The organism is Enterobacter cloacae complex sp. P2B (assembly GCF_014895985.1).
Classification (GTDB): domain Bacteria; phylum Pseudomonadota; class Gammaproteobacteria; order Enterobacterales; family Enterobacteriaceae; genus Enterobacter; species Enterobacter bugandensis.
Window position 1 is genome coordinate 147,140 of record NZ_JADBQQ010000004.1, and the last position, 21,754, is coordinate 168,893.

Below are 21,754 nucleotides of genomic sequence, written 5' to 3' on the forward strand. Positions count from 1 at the left end.
ACATGTTGACCTTCATTACCAGGTCGAAGAAATGTCCTTACAGTATAACCTTCGATGTATAGCTGCATGAATAAAAGGAATCAACTCATTCATTGAATATATAAAATGGATTAATGTTTCATTTTTATTAGGATAATATTACATTGAGTGAACGCTATTTATATAATAAATATCAAACGAGCATTGATGCGCTTTAGACAGAGGGAATTATGGCTAAGGGATATATCCTTCATTTGTACGACCTTACCACTTGTGGCGGTCGTGTACTGGAAGGGGCGCCAAATAGAAGAACCAATGGGACTTCAGTTGCCCGAATGGGTGACCGGGTAACATGCGGTAAAGATGGCAATATTTACCGCATCGTCGGTGGCATTGGATGGATTAAAACGGATGGTCGCCTTGTTGCTGGCAGTCTGGACAGTTTCAGCAGCTGTCCCTGTAATGCAAAAATCATCCCGCAGATAACCGTTCAAACTTATGAATCACGCAGCGAATCCAGAACGTCGGCACCGATAACGGTAACCACACCGCCGACAATTTTTTCCTCAAATTCATCACCAGCGGCTGGCCCTGCTGTACTGCGGCCTGTCCCTGTCTTCGCTAAATCCCGCGAGCGTGGTTCAGGGAATACAGATGCAGGTAAACAACAAGAACCTCATACTAATTTTGCAGAAATGGGCCTGTTCCGGGCAGCACCTGCTGTTGACGCCGTAACAGATTCAGATGCCCCACAGCATGCACAGACGGCAAAGAAAAAGCCACAAGCCCCGGAAGATGTACCTGAACCGAAGAAGCGTAGCGCCCTGTATAAGTGGTTCAACGGCAATCACGAAGAGATGCAATACCAGGCCGCAGTCGCAGCCGCTGCCAGCGCGGCCAGAGCACAGACAGCCACCGCAGGCGCTGGCGTTCTGGAACATGTCGCCGGACGATTCGCTACATATGGAACATGGGCGGTACGAGCTACGGAAATCGCCGCTGGCGGCGTAGGTGCCTCCGTTGCCGGATTCCTGGTAGGCATGATGCCCGGCAAACTCAATGAAGGAGAACAGGACTTCATCGACCGTATGCGCCTTGCACAGATGCGTGAAGCGCCTACTCGCGTGCGTTACACCTGGGAGAATGACATCAACGGAAAACCCGTACCGCGTGGATATCACACGCCACCGGGTAAAGATATGGTGCGAGTCCGTAAGATGGAATGGGACCGCCGCTATGAGGCGTACACCTTCACCACTGAGGAAGAAAACCCCGTTACCCTTATCTGGACCCCGGATCATTCCGGTATTAACGCTCCGTCAAACACAGGTAATCAGACACCTCCAAAGCTACCGGAAAGCATCCTTGTTAACCCGTTACCGGATGGAACTCAGAGTACCAGCACAACAACTCCGGCACCGGATGAAAAAAATTTCGCGGATTACATTCTGATCCTGCCCGTATCAGACATCCCGCCAATTTATATCTATATTCGCAACAATCCGGGACAAGTCACAGGCAAAGGCCAGAAGGTTACTGGCACATGGTTAGGTGATGCGAATCAGGGGAATGGCTCTCCGATCCCGTCTCAGATAGCCGATAAACTGCGTGGGCGTACCTTCTCCAGCTTTGACGACTTCAGGGAAGCATTCTGGCAGGAGGTCAGTAAAGATCCTGAACTATCAGAGAAATTTATCCCCAGCAATTTAGCCCGAATGAAATATGGTATGTCTCCACGAACAATGTTTGTAGAAACTGTTGGGAAAAGGCGTGCTTTTGAAATTCACCATATCAAGCCTGTAAGCCAAGGCGGTGATGTGTACAATGTGGATAATATGGGTATCACGACCCCCAAACGCCACATTGATATCCATAAAGGAGCATAACTTGAAAAGTGTAAGCGAATTGTCAAGAAACGAGTTCATCGAGTTAATTGCAGAAATTATTAGTGCTGAAGGGGGCGAAAGTCATCAAGACGAGCTTTTGGAACAGTTCATTGAGCTATCAGAGCATCCCTCGGGTTCTGATTTAATCTACTATCCTGAACCAGGTGAACAAGCAACACCTGAAGCTATTGCGGAAAAAGTTCAGAAATGGCGTAAAGCCAACGGCAAGCCAGGCTTTCGTGGAGAGTAAGCTCCATTCGTAAACGGTTTGTCCCAGCCTTTCATCAAGACAATTTGATCTAGGTAGTTTAGCTACCATGAAGAATGGTCGAGCGCCTTACGTCAGGAAATCGGAAAGGGTTGGGTTAAGGGGCAAGCATGAGCTTCATCATATTGAAGAAATTCAAAATGGTGGCGCTGTTTATGGTGTCGATAATTTAGGGGTAGCAACACCTAAGCGTCATATCGAAATTCACCGAGGAGCACAAAATGGGAATGGGTAAAGAGATTACTGATTTTAGCGAGGCTGATTTCCTCGCTTTTGTTGAGGGCATCTACCAAGATACCTATCCCTCTGAAAACGCTCATATGGCTGCTGTAGCTGAGTTTGAAAGGCTTTGCGAACATCCTTCTGGCTCAGATTTGTTGTACTACCCGGAGGAAGGGAAAAGCGGACCGCTAGCGATTATCCAAGAAATAAAAGAATGGCGTAAAGCCAATGGAAAACCCGGCTTTCGAGATGAATAAGTCGCAAATTTTTGAGGCCAAGATGTTATGCCCCTGTTGTGAGCAGTTCGAGTTTAGCGGAGAGAGAAGTTATGAATTATGCCCTGTCTGTAACTGGGAAAATGATTCAGTTCAGAGCGGTGATCCTGATTATGCTGGTGGAGCTAATATCATGAGCTTGAACGAAGCGCGCGAAGCATTCCGACAAGGCCGAAAGGTAGGGTAACCCTGCTTTGGAGGATTTAATCTGTGAGTTGGACGACTGGGATTTTTCCCGGCCTTTCTTTTGTCTGGTAACCAGCTTTATCTGTCACACAAAGTGAGATACAGTCTGCGCCACAAGACAACTTCAGCGCTGTAGTTGCCTGACGTACAGTCGAACGAAGCCGCCTTATCGGTCAGCTTCAACTTCTTAAAAAACCCCGCTTCGGCGGGGTTTTTTGCTTTCTGGGGGTTGTAGGCAGGGTAAGTGCATCGCCACCCGGCAACTCGCACAAACGACATCAATTCTCATATTTGCGACATTAAGCACATTTCACTGCATGACCCTTTCGGGCATCGCCATGCCTACCGCAAACGATCGTTATCACAAAATTTCACCCTAAAAAATGGTGAATTTACAGTATTGTTAATTTGTTGCGAATGTTAACTGAACGATCGCAAATATTTTCTTATTTGATATAAACATATTGAAATTAAAAACATTCAGGCTATGAATGTGTGACGTATTCCACTGTTTATAAAAAGCTGTCCAAAAATCCTCTGCAAAATTTGATAATTTGAAAGAATGTTTAAAAGGAATAACGGTTATTTATTGGCCTTTAATTGTCTGAAAGTTCATCTTTATTGATTTATTTAACGTAGAGAAATTTATCAAGGTTATCGCCATAAAATAAATTTATTACTGCTGATTTTATTGATCGATATCAGCGTAATGGTGTGCTTTTAATTTTGTATAATATTGATTGTAAAGTGTTTTTTAGGTTCTTGTTGTGCCCGTAAAATGCGCGGGGAAGCAAATTGTGAGTAACAGCACATACCCCCTGAAACATTATTGGGTAGAATCCGCTGCGTCATAGGGAAATAAGCGCAGAATATTATGAATACTATTATTCTACCGAAAACTCAGCACCTCGTGGTATTTCAGGAAGTCATTAAAAGTGGCTCCATAGGTTCTGCCGCAAGACAACTAGGCCTGACGCAACCCGCCGTCAGCAAAATCATCAGCGACATCGAATCCTACTTCGGGGTAGAAGTGATGGTGCGTAAAAACACCGGCGTAAAACTCACTGCCGCTGGTCAGGTGCTGCTGTCATACGCTGAGTCGATCACCCGCGAAATGAAAAACATGGTGAGCGAAATCAACAGCCTCAGTTTCAGTACCGTCATGGACGTCTCCTTTGGCTATCCGTCGCTGATTGGCTTCACCTTCCTGTCTGAGATGATCAAAAAATTCAGGGAAGTGTTCCCGAAAGCGCGCGTCTCCATGTATGAAGCGCAGCTCTCTTCATTCCTGCCCGCCATTCGCGACGGTCGGCTGGATTTTGCCATCGGCACGCTGAGCGACGGAATGTTGCTTCAGGATCTTCACGTTGAGCCACTGTTTGAATCCGAGTTTGTGCTGGTGGCGAGTAAATCACGAACGTGCACCGGCCCGACCAGATTGGCATCACTTACGCATGAGCAGTGGGTGATGCCGCAAACCGATATGGGCTACTACAACGAACTCCTGACCACCCTGCAAGACAACCGCATCAGCATTGAAAACATCGTCCAGACCGATTCCGTCGTCACTATCTATAACCTTGTCCTTAATGCCGATTACCTGACGGTGATCCCCCGTGACATGATTGCGCCGTTCGGTTCGGACCAGTTTATCGTCCTGCCGGTGGAAGATGAATTACCCGTGGCGCGCTATGCCGCCGTGTGGTCGAAAAATTACAGTATTAAAAAATCGGCGTCAGTATTAGTTGAACTGGCAAAACAATATTCGTCGATGGATATCGATAAACGACGATAAAAATAATTAAGTTTTAAAACACCCGGAGCGACGCTTTTTAACGCTCTGATACCCTGACTTTGCCTGAAAACAATGAATTATTATAACGAGGATATTATGCACATTACCTACGATCTCCCGGTGACCATTGAAGATATTCAGGACGCCAGAAAACGCCTGGCGGGAAAAATTTATAAAACCGGCATGCCGCGCTCAAATTATCTCAGCGAACGCTGTAAGGGTGAGATATTTCTTAAGTTTGAAAATATGCAGCGTACCGGTTCGTTTAAAATACGCGGGGCGTTTAATAAGTTAAGTTCGTTGACGGACGCAGAAAAACGCAAAGGGGTAGTGGCCTGCTCCGCAGGAAACCACGCTCAGGGGGTGTCGCTCTCCTGCGCCATGCTCGGTATCGACGGCAAAGTGGTGATGCCGATGGGCGCGCCAAAATCCAAGGTCGCCGCTACCCGCGACTATTCGGCGGAAGTGGTGCTGCACGGCGAGAACTTTAACGACACCATCGCTAAGGTGAGCGAAATCGTCGAGATGGAGGGGCGCATATTTATTCCGCCTTATGACGATGCGAAAGTCATTGCCGGGCAGGGCACCATCGGCCTCGAAATTCTCGAAGATCTTTACGACGTGGATAACGTGATTGTCCCTATCGGCGGCGGCGGCTTAATTGCCGGTATTGCGACAGCAATTAAATCCATCAACCCGACAATCAATATTATCGGCGTACAGTCTGAAAACGTTCACGGAATGGCGGCTTCCTGGCAGGCCGGAGAAATAACCAACCATCGCGTTACCGGCACATTAGCCGACGGCTGCGACGTGTCTCGTCCGGGTAAATTAACCTTCGAAATTGTTCGTGAACTGGTCGATGACATTGTGCTGGTGAGTGAAGACGATATTCGCAACAGCATGATTGCCCTTATTCAGCGAAATAAAGTGGTGACGGAAGGTGCGGGCGCGCTGGCCTGCGCGGCGTTATTAAGCGGCAAGCTTGACCACTATATTCAGGGCCGTAAAACCGTCTGCATTATTTCCGGCGGCAATATCGATCTCTCCCGTGTTTCCCAAATTACCGGCTTCGTTGACGCATAAAGGTGACCTATGAGCAACACAGAAAGCATTATCGTTGGCCAGACAAAAACGTCCTCCTGGCGTAAGTCTGACACCACATGGACGCTCGGCCTGTTTGGTACCGCCATTGGCGCAGGCGTGCTGTTCTTCCCCATTCGCGCAGGCTTTGGCGGACTGATCCCCATCCTGCTGATGCTGGTACTCGCCTTCCCGATTGCGTTTTACTGCCACCGCGCGCTGGCGCGCCTCTGTTTGTCCGGCAGCAACGTCTCCGGCAACATCACCGAGACGGTGGAAGAGCACTTCGGGAAAACCGGTGGGGTGGTGATCACCTTCCTCTACTTCTTCGCCATTTGCCCGCTGCTGTGGATTTACGGCGTCACCATTACTAACACCTTTATGACCTTCTGGGAAAACCAGCTCCAGATGCCTGCGCTGAACCGCGGCGTGGTGGCGCTGTTCCTGCTGCTGCTGATGGCCTTTGTGATCTGGTTCGGGAAAGACCTGATGGTGAAGGTGATGAGCTACCTGGTGTTCCCGTTCATTGCCAGCCTGGTGCTGATTTCCCTGTCGCTGATCCCGTACTGGAACTCGGCGGTGATCGACCAGGTCAACCTGAGCGATATCGCCTTTACCGGTCATGACGGCATTCTGGTCACGGTGTGGCTGGGGATCTCCATCATGGTCTTCTCCTTTAACTTCTCGCCCATCGTCTCCTCGTTTGTGGTCTCCAAGCGCGAAGAGTACGAGCCGGAGTTCGGGAAAGAATTCACCGAGCAGAAATGTTCCAAAATCATCGGTCGCGCCAGCCTGCTGATGGTGGCGGTGGTGATGTTCTTCGCCTTTAGCTGCCTGTTTACGCTCTCTCCGCAGAACATGGCGGATGCCAAAGCGCAGAACATTCCGGTGCTCTCTTACCTTGCGAACCACTTTGCCTCGATGTCGGGCAGTAAATCCACGTTCGCCACGGTGCTGGAATACGGCGCCTCCATCATCGCGCTGGTCGCTATCTTTAAATCCTTCTTCGGCCACTACCTGGGCACGCTGGAGGGGCTGAACGGCCTGATCCTCAAGTTCGGCTACAAGGGCGATAAGAAGAACGTCTCCGTCGGCAAGCTGAACACCATCAGCATGATTTTCATCATGGGCTCCACCTGGATTGTGGCCTACGCCAACCCGAACATTCTCGACCTTATTGAAGCCATGGGGGCGCCAATTATCGCCTCTCTGCTGTGTCTGCTGCCGATGTACGCCATTCGTAAAGCGCCCGCGCTGGCGAAATACAAAGGCCGGACCGAGAACATCTTCGTGACCGTGGTCGGCCTGCTGACCATTCTGAATATCGTTTACAAACTGTTTTAAGCCAAAGCTCAGGAAGAGCGGAGTAATACATGACTGAATTTCCGGTAGTACTGGTTATTAACTGCGGATCGTCCTCCGTTAAGTTTTCGGTGCTGGACGCAGCAGGCTGCGATGCCCTGCTGACGGGCATTGCGGACGGCATCAACACTGAAAAAGCCTGTATTTCCGTGAACGGGGGTGAGCCGGTCAGACTGGCTCACCAGGACTACGAAGGGGCGCTGGCCGCCATCGCCCTCGAGCTGGAGAAACGCGACTTGATGAGCAGCGTGGCCCTGATTGGCCACCGCATCGCTCACGGCGGCGATCTCTTCAGCGAGTCGACCCTCATCACGGAAGAGGTCATTGAGCAGATCCGCCTGGTTTCCCCGCTGGCGCCGCTGCATAACTACGCCAATCTGAGCGGCGTGGAAGCCGCAGAGCGCCTGTTCCCCGGCGTGCAGCAGGTGGCGGTATTTGACACCAGCTTCCACCAGACCATGGCGCCGCAGGCGTATCTGTACGGTCTGCCGTACCGCTATTTTGAAGAGCTGGGCGTGCGCCGCTACGGCTTCCACGGCACCTCTCACCGCTACGTGTCCGCGCAGGCACACGCGCTCCTCGGGCTGTCATACGATGACAGCGGCCTGGTGATTGCCCATCTCGGCAACGGGGCGTCCATCTGCGCGGTGCGCAACGGTAAAAGCGTCGATACCTCAATGGGGATGACGCCGCTGGAGGGGCTGGTGATGGGCACGCGCTGCGGCGACGTGGACTTCGGCGCAATGGCGTGGATTGCCCAGCAGACCGGCCAGTCGTTCGAGGATCTGGAGCGCGTGGTCAACAAAGAGTCCGGGTTGCTTGGCATCTCCGGTATCTCCTCCGATTTACGTGCGCTGGAGAAAGCCTGGCATGACGGCAATGACCGGGCACAGCTGGCGATAAAGACCTTTGTCCACCGCATAGCGCGGCATATCGCCGGTCACGTCGCGTCTCTGCACCGTCTGGATGGCGTGATCTTCACTGGCGGCATCGGTGAAAACTCCACGCTGATCCGCGCGCTGGTGGCGGAACATCTGAAGGTGTTTGGCATCGCGCTCGACGAGGCGAAAAACGCTCTGCCGGGCAGCGCGGGTGAGCGCGTCATCTCCACCGAGTCGTCCCGCGTGACCTGCGCGGTTATCCCTACCAACGAAGAAAAAATGATCGCGCTGGACGCCCTCCGTCTTGGGAAGGTCATCCCGGCCGCGGCTTACGCCTGATAAAGCGAGAATCACATGAAAGTAACAATCGATACGGGCGTCGCGCCCTACAGCGACGCATGGGCCGGGTTTCGCGGTGAAGAATGGAAAAACGCCGTTAACGTCCGCGATTTTATTCAGCATAACTACACCCCTTATGAAGGCGATGAAGCTTTCCTCGCGCAGGCGACGCCAGCAACGACGGCGCTGTGGCAGAAGGTGATGGTCGGCATTCGCCAGGAGAATGCCACCCACGCTCCGGTGGATTTCGACACCAACATTGCCACCACCATTACCGCCCACGGACCGGGCTATATCGACCAGGATCTTGAGACGATCGTCGGCCTGCAAACCGACAAGCCGCTCAAGCGCGCCCTGCATCCGTACGGCGGGATCAATATGATCCGCAGCTCGTTCGAAGCCTACGGGCGGGAAATGGATCCGCAGTTCGAATACCTGTTTACCGACCTGCGTAAAACCCACAACCAGGGCGTGTTTGACGTTTACTCCCCGGAGATGATGCGCTGCCGTAAATCTGGCGTGCTGACCGGTCTGCCGGACGGCTACGGGCGCGGGCGCATTATCGGCGATTACCGCCGTGTGGCGCTGTACGGCATCAGCTATCTGGTGCGCGAGCGTGAACTTCAGTTCGCCGATCTTCAGGGGAGGCTAGAGCGCGGCGAAGATCTGGAGGCAACGATCCGCCTGCGCGAGGAGCTGGCGGAGCACAGGCGCGCGCTGCTGCAGATCCAGCAGATGGCGGCGAACTATGGCTTTGATATTTCACGTCCTGCGATGAACGCGCAGGAAGCGGTGCAGTGGGTCTATTTTGCCTACCTTGCCGCAGTGAAATCCCAGAACGGCGGGGCGATGTCGCTGGGGCGTACGGCCTCGTTCCTTGATATCTACATTGAGCGAGACATGCAGGCGGGGCGGCTGAACGAGGTGCAGGCCCAGGAGCTGATCGACCACTTCATCATGAAGATCCGCATGGTGCGCTTCCTGCGCACGCCGGAGTTCGACACGCTCTTCTCCGGCGATCCGATCTGGGCCACGGAAGTGATCGGCGGCATGGGGCTGGATGGCCGTACGCTGGTGACCAAAAATAGCTTCCGCTACCTGCATACCCTGCATACCATGGGGCCCGCGCCGGAGCCGAACCTGACGATCCTCTGGTCTGAACAGCTGCCGATCGCGTTTAAGAAATACGCCGCGCAGGTGTCGATCGTCACCTCGTCGCTGCAGTATGAGAACGACGATCTTATGCGCGCCGACTTCAACAGCGACGACTACGCCATTGCCTGCTGCGTCAGCCCAATGGTGATCGGCAAGCAGATGCAGTTCTTCGGCGCTCGCGCCAACCTCGCCAAAACGCTGCTGTACGCGATCAACGGCGGGGTGGACGAGAAGCTGAAGATCCAGGTCGGCCCGAAAACCGAGCCGCTGCTGGACGACGTGCTGGATTACGACACCGTGATGGCGAGCCTCGACCACTTTATGGACTGGCTGGCGGTGCAGTACATCAGCGCGCTGAATCTCATTCACTACATGCATGATAAGTACAGTTACGAAGCCTCGCTGATGGCGTTGCACGATCGTGACGTCTATCGCACCATGGCCTGCGGCATTGCCGGGCTGTCGGTGGCGGCGGATTCCCTGTCGGCGATTAAGTACGCCACGGTGAAACCAGTGCGCGACCACAGCGGCCTGGCGGTGGACTTCGTCATCGAAGGGGACTATCCGCAGTACGGCAATAATGACGATCGCGTGGACAGCATCGCCTGCGACCTGGTGGAGCGATTTATGAAGAAGATCCAGGCGCTGCCGACGTATCGCAACGCGGTGCCGACTCAGTCGATCCTGACTATCACCTCCAACGTGGTCTACGGCCAGAAAACGGGCAACACGCCGGACGGACGCCGCGGCGGCACGCCGTTTGCGCCTGGTGCCAACCCGATGCACGGTCGCGACAGGAAAGGGGCGGTGGCTTCGCTAACGTCGGTCGCCAAGCTGCCGTTTACCTACGCGAAAGACGGGATCTCCTATACCTTCTCCATTGTGCCGCAGGCGCTGGGCAAGGATGAACTGGTGCGCAAAACCAACCTGGTGGGGCTGCTGGATGGGTACTTCCATCACGAAGCGTCTATTGAGGGCGGGCAGCACCTGAACGTCAACGTCATGAACCGGGAGATGCTGCTGGATGCCATTGCCCATCCGGAGAACTACCCGAACCTGACAATTCGCGTATCCGGCTATGCGGTACGGTTTAACGCTCTGACGCGCGAGCAGCAGCAGGACGTGATTTCGAGGACGTTTACGCAGGCGATGTGACGCAGGCCAAATAATCCGCCCCCTTCAGATAAGGGGGCTTTTTTGTCTGCTAAAAATCATGCAGATGTTCGTTCATTCCATGCATCAGAAAATTGAATATTGCCATCGCAGTAAGTCCAGATTGCTTTTTCGTATCTCAACTGAATGGATTCAAGATGGCCCGTACCGGGACAGTTACGTGTATCGTTAACAATAGGGGAGATTGATACGACCTTTACACCTTCCAGTTCAGTTCTGAAGTATTCAACTTCCCTTCCCGCATCGTTAATTCGATAATATCTTATCTCAACTTTTTTTAGGTTTTGCCCTGTAGCCACAGCCTTATAAAGATACGGAGATGAACTATCTATCTCCTTCTCGAACAAGAAAGGGGCATGTTTGCGCGTTCCGGTTAATCTCCCGGAAAGAGGATCTGTTGGAATACTTAAATTATGGGTTAACCCTCTAATTTCAACACTCCCTTCCCGATCCTGTACATCACTTGAACCCTTAATAAGTGAGCCGCCATCGTCAAAAAACCAAATATGAACCGGTACAGCCATAAATCATGCTCCTTTCGAAAATCAGTGGTGGATCCATGTGCCTGCTTTTACCGCCTCAGCAAACATTCTTACGGTTAATGGCTTCGATATTTGTTTAACGGGTTCTTGCGTAAACCATTTTCTGAAAAACCAAGTTTGAGTCCAGGGGAAATAGTTTTGCGTGGGCACATTGATAAGATACTTTTTCTCAAACTTCTCAATGACATAAACGATATCATCCAGATCGGTGTAATCCTGTAAAACATCGTCTAACTCGAGCGGGATCCTCTTGCCCGTAAATGTTCCCTGTTCTGGTAAATTTTCCCTGAAGAACTTCAAAACATCATTTTCACTATTCATATTCACCAAATCCGATCTTTAGGGTGAGCAATCGTATTATATCGTGAGAGTGTTTTGTAACTTATCGTTGCAAGATCAGCAGCAAGTATGGTTATCCCCAATGCAGGGATCCATCGACCAATGAATGCACCTAAGTTTTTGGTATACATTGGTTTTCGGTATTTAAAGCTTGCGAGGGTAATCGTAGGTAATCGGTGTGGTAGCTGTACATTCAGAAGATCACGAAGATACTTAGAAGCCACGGAAGTACCTATAGTAGCCGTTTCTGGCTTTGTTCTGGTCTCAAGTATAGGTAAACCAAGGATCATAGTAGCCATCATTACTGCATCTTTTAATCCACCGAACTGTTCATCGGTAGTATCAAGGAAAATCCAAAAAAATAACTCAGACGCCGAGATATTACATACACCTTTATAGAAGTATGTTCCATTGAGCTCTTCAACGGTATCCATATCATAGCCATAATAATAGAGTGGTTTCAGTGATGCTATCGTATAAAAATTTGAAGGCATAAAGTAGAACAATCCTCTTTATAAATTCCTAAAAAAGATCCATTTCTTAAATATATTGATTCTGTGAAATTCGTCACTTTTAGAATTTTTTACCAAACATCATTAAAAATGAGGCGTTTTTTTCTCTAAATTTAGGAAGTCCGCATAAAGATTGTGACTTTTTTCTCCCGCGCTACGGATATGATCTTCCCATACCAACAACACACACCTGCACTCTCTGACTCGCAATCGCTGGCGATCGGAACCTAATAAAAACAATTGTTTACCCTACAAAATAAGCGAGTGCCCAATGAATATGGCAACAAACAGCAGTGTGATTGTGAGTGATTCCCCTGCGGCAAGGCGGGCGGGAATGAGCGAAAGCGAATGGCGAGAGGCGATCAAATTCGACAGCACCGACACGGGCTGGGTCATCATGAGTATCGGGATGGCTATCGGCGCGGGAATCGTTTTTCTTCCGGTGCAGGTTGGATTAATGGGGCTGTGGGTCTTTTTGCTCTCATCGATAATTGGCTATCCGGCCATGTACCTCTTCCAGCGATTATTTATTAATACGCTGGCGGAATCCCCGGAATGTAAAGACTACCCGAGCGTGATTAGCGGTTATTTAGGTAAAAACTGGGGCATCTTATTAGGTGCACTTTATTTCGTGATGCTGGTCATCTGGATGTTTGTCTATTCCACGGCTATCACCAACGACAGCGCATCCTATTTGCACACTTTCGGTGTCACCGAGGGGTTGCTGTCGGAAAATCCCTTCTACGGCTTATTCCTGATCTGTATTCTGGTCGCCATCTCTTCGCGCGGTGAAAAGCTGCTGTTTAAAGTCTCCAGTCTGATGGTACTGACCAAATTATTTGTGGTGGCGGCGCTGGGGCTTTCGATGATCGGCCTCTGGCATTTAGCCAACGTGGGCATGCTGCCGCCAATGGGGTTGCTGATAAAAAATGCCATTATTACGCTGCCCTTTACCTTAACCTCCATTCTGTTTATCCAGACATTAAGCCCGATGGTGATTTCCTATCGTTCACGGGAAAAATCCGTTGAGGTGGCGCGTCATAAGGCGCTGCGGGCGATGAATATCGCCTTTGGCATACTGTTTGTCACGGTCTTCTTCTACGCCGTCTCTTTCACCCTGGCGATGGGACACGACGAAGCGGTGAAAGCCTACGAGCAGAACATTTCCGCCCTGGCGATTGCGGCGCAGTTTATCAGCGGCGACGGCGCGGGCTGGGTCAAAATCGTCAGCGTGATCCTCAATATTTTTGCCGTGATGACCGCCTTCTTCGGTGTCTATCTCGGCTTCCGCGAAGCCACGCAGGGGATCGTGATGAATATCCTGCGCCGTAAAATGCCGGCTGAACGTATTAATGAAAGCATCGTCCAGCGCGGGATCATGCTGTTCGCTATCCTGCTGGCCTGGAGCGCGATCGTGTTAAACGCGCCGGTACTGAGCTTCACCTCTATCTGTAGCCCCATCTTCGGCATGGTGGGCTGCCTGATCCCTGCATGGCTGGTCTACAAGGTACCGGCGCTGCATAAATATAAGGGCGTATCGCTGGTGATTATTGTTATCACCGGGCTGCTGCTTTGTGTTTCTCCTTTCCTCGCATTTTCCTGAGGGCAAATAAGGTCGTAACGATGTCTGAGCAAACTCATCCTTTATGGAATCAATTTATTCGCGTAGTGCAGGAAGAAGTTAAGCCTGCGCTGGGGTGCACCGAGCCCGTTTCTCTGGCTCTTGCCTGTGCGATTGCCGCAGAGCAACTGCCCGGCGACGTCACGAAGATTGAGGCGTGGGTATCGCCGAATCTGATGAAGAACGGGCTTGGCGTAACGGTGCCGGGCACCGGCATGGTCGGGCTGCCCATTGCGGCGGCGCTGGGTGCCATCGGTGGCAATGCGCAGGCGGGGCTGGAGGTGCTGAAAGATGTCACCGCCGATGCGCTGGCGCGGGCCAAAGCAATGCTTAACGCCGGTCTGGTGCAGGTGAAATTGCAGGAGCCGTGCGATGAGATCCTCTATTCACGTGCCTGCGTCTACGCCGGTGAGGCCTCGGCCATGGTGACCATTGCGGGCGGACATACCCGCGTGGTGGAGGTGGTTTGTCACGGCGAAACGCGCTTCAGTCTTGACAAGCGGCAGGCCGAGGTAAGTAACGATCCGCTGGCGGTACTGTCAAACACCACGCTCTCGCAGATCCTGGAGTTTGTCGAACAGGTACCGTTCGAGGCGATCCGCTTTATCCTGGATGCAGGGCAACTGAACGACGCGCTCTCTCGTGAAGGGCTTAGCGGGAAGTGGGGGCTACACATTGGCGCCACCCTCAATAAGCAGCGCGCACGCGGATGGATGGCGCAGGATCTGGGTTCAGACATCGTTATCCGCACCAGCGCGGCCTCGGATGCCCGCATGGGCGGCGCGACGCTGCCGGCGATGAGCAACTCGGGCTCCGGGAACCAGGGGATTACAGCCACCATGCCGGTTGTCGTGGTCGCTGAACATATTCAGGCCGATGACGAATGGCTGGCGCGGGCGCTGATGCTCTCGCATCTGTCGGCTATCTACATCCATTACCAGCTTCCGCGTTTGTCCGCGCTGTGTGCGGCGACAACGGCCGGTATGGGGGCCGCCGCAGGGATGGCGTGGCTGATGGGCGGAAGCTATCAGACGATTGCAATGGCCATCGGCAGTATGATCGGTGACGTCAGCGGGATGATCTGCGACGGGGCGTCTAACAGCTGCGCCATGAAAGTCTCGACCAGCGTCACCAGCGCCTGGAAAGCCGTGATGATGGCGCTGGATGAGTCGGGCGTGACGGGCAACGAGGGGATTGTGGCCCACGACGTGGAACAGTCTATCTCTAACCTGTGCGCCCTGGCGTGCCGCTCAATGCAGGCAACGGACCGGCAGATTATTGAGATTATGGCGAGTAAGGTGTAGCGATTGGCATTCGTCCCTCTTCCCAAAGGGGAGAGGGACCGATCGAGCAACTCTTACACCGGCAAATCAATCAGCAGCGCGCGCAGCGGCGTATCCGCCACCAGGGTGATATTCGCTTCGTCACGAATAAACGCCCCGTCGCCGCAGGTGAGCGCTTCTTTCTCTTCCGCGTGCGTTACCGCATGCACCGTACCGTGAATGGACTGCAAATAGGCGCGCGGGCCGTGCAGCTGGAAGCTTGCCTGTTCACCTTTTTTCAGTTCGATATGGTGTAGCCATACCTGCTGTCGCAGCTGCAAGCTGCCCTTGCTGCCGTCAGGCGAGGCAATCAGCTGCTGTTTATCGCCCTTCAGATCTATTTTCTGCACCAGCGGGTTTTCTCGCTCAGGGCAGGCGTCGAGCCACAGCTGCATGCGCGTCAGCGTTTTGTCTTTGCTGAGGTTATGCTCGCTGTAGCTGATGCCCGGCTGCGTGGAAATTAACAACGCTTCGCCAGCCTTTGCCTGGACATGATTGCCCTCGCTATCGCGGTATTCTGCCTCGCCTTCCAGGATCAGGTTCAGGATATCGACTTTCGGATACGTACGTGGCTGGAAGGAGGCGCCCGGGGCGAGCACTTCCTGGTTCAACACGCGCAGTGAAGCGTAACCGAGGAGTTTAGGGTCAAAGTAGTGTCCAAAGGAAAAGGTGTAGCGGGCCTGCAGCCAACCGAAATCGGCTTGTCCGCACTGTTTCGCTGTTCTTGTCGTAATCATAAACTTGACCTCTCTTTACACTAAAACAATGGTAAAGGTATGGACGCTGCATTGTTAGCCAGATATTCTGCCTGGTATGTTCAAATTTCCTGAATGAGAACGAGATGGCTAAAGAGAGAGCATTGACGCTTGAGGCGCTTCGCGTCATGGACGCGATTGACCGGCGCGGCAGCTTTGCCGCGGCGGCAGATGAACTGGGGCGCGTTCCGTCTGCGCTAAGCTACACCATGCAAAAACTGGAGGAAGAGCTGGACGTCGTGCTCTTCGATCGCTCCGGTCATCGAACAAAATTCACCAACGTGGGGCGGATGCTGCTGGAGCGAGGTCGCGTGCTGCTGGAAGCGGCGGACAAGCTCACCACGGACGCCGAAGCGCTGGCGCGAGGTTGGGAAACCCACCTGACGTTAGTCACCGAAGCGCTGGTGCCGACCGAAGCGCTGTTCCCGCTGGTAGACCGCCTGGCGGCGAAGGCCAATACGCAGCTGTCGATCATCACCGAGGTGCTGGCCGGGGCGTGGGAGCGTCTGGAGACGGGCAGGGCGGATATCGTCATTGCGCCTGACATGCATTTCCGCTCATCGTCAGAAATCAACTCGCGCAAGCTCTACAGCGTCATGAACGTCTACGTCGCCGCGCCGGATCACCCGATTCACCAGGAGCCGGAGCCGCTCTCTGAAGTGACGCGCGTGAAGTACCGCGGCGTGGCGGTGGCGGATACCGCGCGTGAGCGTCCGGTGCTGACGGTTCAGCTGCTGGATAAACAGCCGCGTCTGACGGTCACGTCACTGGAAGACAAGCGGCAGGCGCTGCTGGCCGGTTTGGGCGTGGCGACGATGCCTTACCCGTTTGTGGAAAAAGATATTGCGGAAGGGCGACTAAGGGTGGTGAGCCCGGAGTACACCAGCGAAGTGGACATTATTATGGCGTGGCGCCGCGACAGCATGGGCGAAGCCAAATCGTGGTGCCTGCGCGAAATTCCAAAGCTCTTTGCGCATCACAACAAATAAGCGAGCAGGCCCGGTAAGCGTAAGCGCCACCGGGCTGTAATTTACGCGCCGATCTTAGGATCCGGACCAAAGCGGTTTTCGCCCGGCGTCCCGCTCTGGCAGTTGAAAATTAAAATCACGATCCAGCCGACAAGCGGGATCAACAGCAACAGCAGCCACCACGCCGAACGATCGGTGTCGTGGAGACGACGAAACAGCACGGCCCATGAAGGCAGCAAAACCAGCAAGCCATAAATCGTAGTGAGTACGCCTTCACCGCCGGCGCGCTCCCAGCCAAGGATTTTATCCACGATGCCCAGCACCATAATCAGGACGAAGTTCACCAGAACGAACATCCAGTACTCTTTGCGGCGGGCGCGGCCACCAAATCCAACGTAGTTGCGCAGTACTTTTAAATACCAGTCCATTTTCCTTGCCTCTTAATCAGTCAATCACTTGTTTTCTAAGCGATCGAGGTAAGGATAGATGTATGCTGTGAATTAAAAAAGGGAATCAATTGATTCCCTAAATAATTATCCGAAACGCACGTCGCGCCCGTGCGGTTCATCCAGATCCTGCCACGGGCCAATGGAGATGATGCCCGTCGGGTTGATGGTCTTGTGGCTGCGGAAATAGTGGGTGCGAATATGGTCAAAATCGACCGTCTCCGCGATCCCCGGCATCTGGTAGATGTCTCGCAGGAAACCATACAGGTTCAGGTAGTCGCTGATGCGGTGTTTATCGCACTTAAAGTGGGTGACATAGACCGGGTCAAAGCGAACCAGCGTGGTCCACAGGCGAATGTCCGCTTCCGTCAGGCGATCGCCCGTCAGGTAGCGATGCTGGCCCAGGATCTGCTCCAGGCGCTCCAGCGATTCAAACACCTTTCCGACCGCTTCGTCATAGGCTTCCTGGCTGGTGGCGAAACCGGCCTTATAGACGCCGTTGTTGACGTTGTCGTAAATCCAGCTGTTCAGCTCGTCAATTTTCTCGCGTAGCTCGACCGGGTAGTAATCCCCGGCGCGGGCGCCGTGCGCATCAAACGCGGTATTGAACATGCGGATGATTTCCGCGGACTCATTGCTGACGATCGTCTGGTTTTTCTTGTCCCACAGCACCGGCACGGTCACGCGTCCGGTGTAGTGCGGATCGGCGCGCAGATAGAGCTGGTACAGGAAATCGTGGTGATAAAGATCGTCGCCGGTTGCCGCAGGGAAATCACTGTCAAACGTCCAGCCGTTTTCCAGCATCAACGGGTTGACGACTGAAACCGGAATGAAGGATTCGAGGCCTTTTAGCTTGCGCACGATCAGCGTGCGGTGCGCCCACGGGCAGGCGAGGGAAACGTACAGATGATAACGATCTTTCTCCGCCGCGAAGCCCCCTTCGCCACTCGGGCCGGGGGCGCCGTCGGCGGTCAGCCAGTTACGGAAGGCCGAAACAGAGCGCTTAAAGCGTCCACCGGTGGATTTGGTGTCATACCAGACATCCTGCCAGACGCCGTCTACGAGTTGTCCCATTTTTTACTCCTCCGTCAGATAGCAAAAGCGAGGAGATGTCTCCTCGCTTTGTGTTTATTCAGTATAGCGTGCTTACCATTTCTTATTCAGAACGCGGTCGATGCTGTATGCGCCTGGGCCGGTGATCGCCAGCAGCAGGAAGCCACCCGCGATGGTCAGGTTTTTCATAAACATCAGTGAGTTCACGCCTTCCGCAAAGTTGCTGTGGAAGATGAACGCGGTCAGCAGGGTGAAGCCTGCGGTAAACAGCGCGGTGGTGCGGGTCAGAAAGCCGAACAGAACCGCCAGGCCGCCGCCAAACTCAAGCAGAATGGTCAGCGGCAGCAGGAACCCCGGAACGCCCATGGCTTCCATATACTGCTGGGTACCCGCATATCCGGTGATTTTGCCCCAGCCTGCCACGATAAACAGAATTGGCATCAGAATACGCGCGACCAGTACACCAACATCTTCTAATTTTTTCATTTTACTCTCCAGGAAACCACATAAGCGGCTGAACATTATTTGTCTGCAATTCCGGGTAGATACCGCGGCTCTGCTGTCGATGGAGAGGAGTGTAAACGGGGCGGGTAGCAATTGTTAGCAAGGAAAACTGTCAATCTTCTTCAAAGATATTGAGTAAGGGCAGGTGCGCGCTTGTGCCCTCAGCCCACGGGGAGAAGGGCAAAAACAAAAACGGTAACCTGAGTTACCGTTTTGCGTTTATCACCGCAGCTGTTGTTGCCGCAACGTTGCTTTGACCAGACGCCAGGCGCTCCAGGCACCAAAACCGCGTCGGGCCCAGCGGATGAGCATATTCGGATGACGAACCGTCCAGATAGCCATCACGCTGCTGCCGACCAGCGCCCACGAACGCAGGCTCAGGAAGGTGTTCCAGCCACGGTCAAACCGTCGCGTCGCGTCGATCCAGTCACGGCGGCTGGCAGACAGATCCAGCCGCTGCTGCTGGATCTGACTTAACAGGTACGCTTTTCGCTTCTGACGTTCCGCTTTATCGCTCACGGCTTGTCATCCTCCAGCAGGGTGCGATCGTTAGCCAGTTCCTGGCGCGTGTGGCGCAGGAAAGTGGACCTGCGCGCTTTACGCATCGTCCATATGCCGCCAATCAGCGCCGCGACCAGCAGAACGACGGTCGTGGCAATCATCGCGTTAAGTCGATACTGCGGGTCAATGGCCCAGATGATTAACACCATCAGGCTCATCAGACCAAACGCGGCGAAGAGCATGGTCAGCCCGAGCATCAGCAGCATCTGGAAGAGGTTCGCTTTCTCCTCTTCCAGTTCGACCACTGCCAGCCGGACGCGCGTTTCGGCAATCCCAACCAGCGTCGTTAAAATACGCTGGCCGATGCCGAGGACGTTATTAGCAGGCCCTTGTGCGTGACGAGGATCTTCCATATCAACGACGCGTCAGCAGGACACCCAGTACCACACCCACTGCGGCACCAATACCAACTCCCGTCCATGGATTGTCGCGCACATATTCATCTGCGCGCGCAGCCGCTTCACGGGTCTGTTTCGCCAGTGCATCACCGGTTTCACCCAGGCGGTAGCGGCTCTCTTTCAGCGCCTGCTCCGCTTTGCTGCGCAGCTTGCTTACTTCTTCTTTCGACTTATCGGCAGAGGAGTTCAGCACCTCTTCAAGGGTATCGGCCAGGGATTTCAGTTCAGCGCGCAGATGTTCAGACGTCGTATCTTTTGACATGATTCTCTCCTGTTGAGATTTCCGTTAACTCAATAATCGCGAGCTTCCAGCGCTTTCAGGTCGTCCTGCGCCTCTTTCAACTTCTTCTCGCGCTTAGCAATTTTTTCCGCATCCCCTTTCTCTTTCGCTTCCTGCAGGTCTTGACGGCGCTCGGCTATCTCGTCCTTCTGTTCAGCGATTTTCTTTTGGTGATCGGCACGCAGCTTGCTGTCTGAACAGTTCGCTTTCACTTCGCTCAGCGCTTTTTTGAGACCATCAACACGGTGCTGATTGTTATGCTTTTCGGCATAACCGATCTCACGCTGAATATCCTGTTCTTTCTCCTGACAGAGAGAGTTTGCGAAGGTCGTTGTGCTTAAAGAAAAAAGGGCCAGAGCCAGGGTCATGCGGAATTTCATTATCGAAACCTTCCATTGTGCTGCGGGGTTAGCCGCTATCCAAAATGATGCGGAGTACATTCGAGGGGTGCTCCGCGTACTTAAGCATAGTAAGTAAACGGGGGATTCACCAAAGTGAGTGAAAAGATTCGGAATCCAGGAAGTTATCCAAACCGATGCGACGTATCGCGAATCAATGATAACCACGCGGCTGGCGGGTTGTCATCTTCCTGCTGGGCAATGATATAGCCGTGCGGCAGCGTACGGTCAAGAACCGCTTTCGCGGCAGCGCTCTGCGCACGGGAATCAAACTTAATCAGTAAAACATCGTCCTGCGGGGTGATGCTTTTAAAGCGGATGCCGTTTGCATCCAGATGATGCCAGACAGAAAAACCGTCAGGCACACCGCCCCCCTGGTTTACCGGGCGAATGGCCAGCGTAGCGTCCTGATGTGAAAGCGTGTTCCAGGCCAGCAGTACGGCGCTGAGCATCACCAGTGCAATAAAGGCACAGGCAAAGCGGCGCATGACGAGCGGTGAGATAACCATCGTTAACCTCGCGCTCCGTATTTTTTCTTCCACAGGACAACCAGCGAGCCGATCAGGCCGAAGACCAGCAGAACAACAGGCAGCAGCATCAGGCAGGACATCAGCTGATCTTCATATTTCATGAAGACCGGCGTCTTACCCAGCGCATAGCCCAGCGTCGTCAGGATCAGAACCCATAACAGGCCGCTCATCCAGTTGAAGAACTGGAAGCGTGCGCTGCTCAACCCGGACAGCCCGGCAATGGTGGGCAGCAGGGTACGCACAAAGGCGATAAAGCGGCCAATCAGCAGCGCGGAAAGCCCATGCTTATGGAACAGGTGGTGTGCCCGCTGGTGATAGTGCGCAGGCAGATGGGAAAGCCAGTTCTGTACTATTCGGGTATTGCCCAGCCATCTTCCCTGGATATAGCTCACCCAGCAGCCAAGGCTGGCCGCGACGGTCAGTAATAAAATGGTTTGCGGGAACGCCATTGCGCCTTTAGCACACAGCACGCCGACAAGCACCAGCAAACTGTCACCCGGCAAGAAGGCTGCAGGCAGCAAACCATTCTCAAGGAACAGAATCATAAACAAGACAAAATAGAGCATGCCAATCATGGAAGGGTTGGCCAGCGTTTCAAAATCCTGCGCCCAAAGGGCATGCAGCAGTTGGGTCAAAAGTTCCATTCAGTGTTCCTGGAAATCGGTTAACGTCTCGCCTGTTATCCGGGACAAACAGCACGGCGACATTGTTGTGATTTCATTATGGTCGCTCGCGGACACATTGCGGTGTGGCCAACACTGTTCCCTGTTAATTGGCTGGTTAGCAAGCACTAACTTTCAAAATAACGAAGTGAATCCAATTGTAACAAAGCCCAACGTTCTGCGTCACAGAATTTGCAGGGTGAGGTGATTTTGGCGTAAGCCCTGAAAGTGAGCGAGGGATTTTACAAAGGCTGACACT

At 53.1% G+C, this 21,754-nt stretch carries 25 protein-coding genes and 1 pseudogene; 13 read left to right on the forward strand and 13 right to left on the reverse strand.

Going from position 1 to position 21,754, the window contains the following annotated elements:
- Positions 1-209 precede the first annotated feature (209 nt).
- The 10 genes and pseudogenes from IM313_RS03420 to pflB all read left to right on the forward strand — a co-directional run bounded on the left by IM313_RS03420 (position 210) and on the right by pflB (position 10,586).
- Complete coding sequence (locus IM313_RS03420; RefSeq protein ID WP_193056085.1) at positions 210-1,865, forward strand: S-type pyocin domain-containing protein; 1,656 nt, start codon at positions 210-212, stop codon at positions 1,863-1,865.
- A gap of 1 nt (position 1,866) precedes the next feature.
- Positions 1,867-2,115 carry a bacteriocin immunity protein gene (locus tag IM313_RS03425; protein WP_226837554.1) on the forward strand — a complete coding sequence of 83 codons (249 nt, stop codon included), beginning with the start codon at positions 1,867-1,869 and terminating at the stop codon, positions 2,113-2,115.
- A 46-nt stretch (positions 2,116-2,161) separates the two neighbouring features.
- Positions 2,162-2,368: pseudogene (locus IM313_RS22745) on the forward strand (HNH endonuclease); the annotation flags it as partial.
- A complete protein-coding gene (locus IM313_RS03430; RefSeq protein ID WP_226837552.1) occupies positions 2,355-2,612 on the forward strand; it encodes a bacteriocin immunity protein in 258 nt (85 codons plus the stop codon). The pseudogene IM313_RS22745 and the gene IM313_RS03430, both read left to right, overlap by 14 nt.
- 22 nt (positions 2,613-2,634) lie before the next feature.
- The gene (locus IM313_RS03435; RefSeq protein ID WP_192971926.1) at positions 2,635-2,817 is read left to right on the forward strand and encodes a CPCC family cysteine-rich protein; all 183 of its coding nucleotides are present in this window, start codon (positions 2,635-2,637) and stop codon (positions 2,815-2,817) included.
- Between the two features lie 873 nt (positions 2,818-3,690).
- Positions 3,691-4,611 (forward strand): transcriptional regulator TdcA, encoded by a 921-nt coding sequence (tdcA, locus tag IM313_RS03440; protein ID WP_045260099.1) that lies wholly within the window; start codon positions 3,691-3,693, stop codon positions 4,609-4,611.
- 96 nt (positions 4,612-4,707) lie between these two features.
- A complete protein-coding gene (gene tdcB, locus IM313_RS03445) occupies positions 4,708-5,697 on the forward strand; it encodes a bifunctional threonine ammonia-lyase/L-serine ammonia-lyase TdcB (protein WP_023326154.1) in 990 nt (329 codons plus the stop codon).
- A gap of 9 nt (positions 5,698-5,706) precedes the next feature.
- A complete protein-coding gene (gene tdcC, locus IM313_RS03450; RefSeq protein WP_028014517.1) occupies positions 5,707-7,038 on the forward strand; it encodes a threonine/serine transporter TdcC in 1,332 nt (443 codons plus the stop codon).
- Between the two features lie 29 nt (positions 7,039-7,067).
- Entirely contained in the window at positions 7,068-8,276 is a 1,209-nt protein-coding gene (gene tdcD / locus IM313_RS03455; protein ID WP_192971921.1) for a propionate kinase, read from the forward strand.
- A gap of 15 nt (positions 8,277-8,291) precedes the next feature.
- Positions 8,292-10,586, forward strand: coding sequence for a formate C-acetyltransferase (gene pflB / locus IM313_RS03460; protein ID WP_192971920.1), 2,295 nt, complete (start codon positions 8,292-8,294; stop codon positions 10,584-10,586).
- Positions 10,587-10,642: 56 nt separating this feature from the next.
- Here the strand turns inward: pflB and IM313_RS03465 are convergent, their stop codons facing one another.
- From IM313_RS03465 to IM313_RS03475, 3 genes are read right to left on the reverse strand one after another with little or no spacing between them, the layout of a single operon-like run.
- The gene (locus IM313_RS03465) at positions 10,643-11,128 is read right to left on the reverse strand and encodes a type VI secretion system tube protein TssD (protein WP_048338835.1); all 486 of its coding nucleotides are present in this window, start codon (positions 11,126-11,128) and stop codon (positions 10,643-10,645) included.
- Between the two features lie 21 nt (positions 11,129-11,149).
- Positions 11,150-11,467: a DUF1493 family protein gene (locus IM313_RS03470; RefSeq protein ID WP_045260103.1), complete on the reverse strand. Its 318-nt coding sequence runs from the start codon at positions 11,465-11,467 to the stop codon at positions 11,150-11,152.
- A 2-nt stretch (positions 11,468-11,469) separates the two neighbouring features.
- Entirely contained in the window at positions 11,470-11,919 is a 450-nt protein-coding gene (locus tag IM313_RS03475) for an STM2901 family protein (RefSeq protein ID WP_045260104.1), read from the reverse strand.
- 349 nt (positions 11,920-12,268) lie between these two features.
- On the opposite strand from IM313_RS03475, the gene IM313_RS03480 reads away from it, so the two are divergent.
- Both IM313_RS03480 and IM313_RS03485 read left to right on the forward strand, forming a co-directional pair.
- Positions 12,269-13,600, forward strand: a complete 1,332-nt coding sequence (locus IM313_RS03480) for an amino acid permease (protein WP_041907950.1) — start codon at positions 12,269-12,271, stop codon at positions 13,598-13,600.
- A gap of 20 nt (positions 13,601-13,620) precedes the next feature.
- Positions 13,621-14,922, forward strand: coding sequence for a serine dehydratase subunit alpha family protein (locus tag IM313_RS03485; RefSeq protein ID WP_192971919.1), 1,302 nt, complete (start codon positions 13,621-13,623; stop codon positions 14,920-14,922).
- Positions 14,923-14,975: 53 nt separating this feature from the next.
- Here IM313_RS03485 and IM313_RS03490 read toward each other — a convergent pair whose 3' ends face one another.
- On the reverse strand, positions 14,976-15,677 hold the full coding sequence (locus IM313_RS03490; protein ID WP_022649481.1) for a pirin family protein: 702 nt from the start codon (positions 15,675-15,677) through the stop codon (positions 14,976-14,978).
- A 104-nt stretch (positions 15,678-15,781) separates the two neighbouring features.
- Between IM313_RS03490 and yhaJ the strand changes: the two genes are divergently transcribed.
- Positions 15,782-16,684: a DNA-binding transcriptional regulator YhaJ gene (gene yhaJ, locus IM313_RS03495; RefSeq protein ID WP_003862655.1), complete on the forward strand. Its 903-nt coding sequence runs from the start codon at positions 15,782-15,784 to the stop codon at positions 16,682-16,684.
- Positions 16,685-16,725: 41 nt separating this feature from the next.
- Here the strand turns inward: yhaJ and IM313_RS03500 are convergent, their stop codons facing one another.
- The 9 genes from IM313_RS03500 to yqjA all read right to left on the reverse strand — a co-directional run bounded on the left by IM313_RS03500 (position 16,726) and on the right by yqjA (position 21,477).
- Positions 16,726-17,091, reverse strand: a complete 366-nt coding sequence (locus IM313_RS03500) for a DUF805 domain-containing protein (RefSeq protein ID WP_028014511.1) — start codon at positions 17,089-17,091, stop codon at positions 16,726-16,728.
- Positions 17,092-17,196: 105 nt separating this feature from the next.
- On the reverse strand, positions 17,197-18,183 hold the full coding sequence (locus IM313_RS03505; protein ID WP_028014510.1) for a glutathione S-transferase family protein: 987 nt from the start codon (positions 18,181-18,183) through the stop codon (positions 17,197-17,199).
- Positions 18,184-18,255: 72 nt separating this feature from the next.
- The gene (locus IM313_RS03510) at positions 18,256-18,648 is read right to left on the reverse strand and encodes a DoxX family protein (protein ID WP_014833394.1); all 393 of its coding nucleotides are present in this window, start codon (positions 18,646-18,648) and stop codon (positions 18,256-18,258) included.
- A gap of 240 nt (positions 18,649-18,888) precedes the next feature.
- The gene (locus IM313_RS03515) at positions 18,889-19,185 is read right to left on the reverse strand and encodes a YqjK-like family protein (RefSeq protein WP_014885330.1); all 297 of its coding nucleotides are present in this window, start codon (positions 19,183-19,185) and stop codon (positions 18,889-18,891) included.
- Complete coding sequence (locus IM313_RS03520) at positions 19,182-19,580, reverse strand: phage holin family protein (RefSeq protein WP_192971918.1); 399 nt, start codon at positions 19,578-19,580, stop codon at positions 19,182-19,184. The genes IM313_RS03515 and IM313_RS03520 overlap by 4 nt, the downstream gene beginning before the upstream one ends.
- A gap of 1 nt (position 19,581) precedes the next feature.
- Entirely contained in the window at positions 19,582-19,887 is a 306-nt protein-coding gene (locus IM313_RS03525) for a YqjD family protein (RefSeq protein ID WP_008503141.1), read from the reverse strand.
- Between the two features lie 29 nt (positions 19,888-19,916).
- On the reverse strand, positions 19,917-20,285 hold the full coding sequence (locus IM313_RS03530) for a DUF1090 domain-containing protein (protein WP_028014508.1): 369 nt from the start codon (positions 20,283-20,285) through the stop codon (positions 19,917-19,919).
- 143 nt (positions 20,286-20,428) lie between these two features.
- Positions 20,429-20,812, reverse strand: a complete 384-nt coding sequence (gene mzrA, locus IM313_RS03535) for an EnvZ/OmpR regulon moderator MzrA (RefSeq protein WP_192971917.1) — start codon at positions 20,810-20,812, stop codon at positions 20,429-20,431.
- A gap of 2 nt (positions 20,813-20,814) precedes the next feature.
- Positions 20,815-21,477, reverse strand: a complete 663-nt coding sequence (gene yqjA, locus IM313_RS03540) for a DedA family general envelope maintenance protein YqjA (protein WP_008503144.1) — start codon at positions 21,475-21,477, stop codon at positions 20,815-20,817.
- Between the last annotated feature and the right edge of the window lie 277 nt (positions 21,478-21,754).